Origin of the sequence: Paracoccus sp. S4493 (assembly GCF_000967735.1) — a bacterium.
In the GTDB taxonomy this organism is placed as follows: domain Bacteria; phylum Pseudomonadota; class Alphaproteobacteria; order Rhodobacterales; family Rhodobacteraceae; genus Paracoccus; species Paracoccus marcusii.
The window spans coordinates 1-229 of record NZ_JXYF01000428.1; the positions used below are offsets into that span (position 1 = coordinate 1).

The 229-nt window shown below is 66.8% G+C and carries 1 protein-coding gene; it reads right to left on the minus strand.

Annotated elements, in window-relative coordinates:
- Positions 1 to 229 (minus strand): efflux RND transporter permease subunit (locus TW83_RS18245; protein ID WP_045984205.1); only part of this gene is annotated, 229 nt, incomplete at both ends.

The following is a 229-nucleotide window of genomic DNA, read 5'->3' on the forward strand; positions in this document are numbered from 1 at the left end:
CCAGCCGCGTGACGATGCCGACATAGCCGGTCGTGGTCCGGTCCAGGTTGCGGTTGAACCAGCGGGCAGGGGCGATGCCGCCCTGGCCATGCTTGCGCGCCTTGAGCAGGCTTGCGCACATGGCGGGGGTCAGGATCACGGCCACGCCCAGCGACAGGATCATCGCGGTGATGATGGTGATCGAGAACTGGCGATAGATGACCCCGGTGGCGCCGGTCTGGAACGCCAT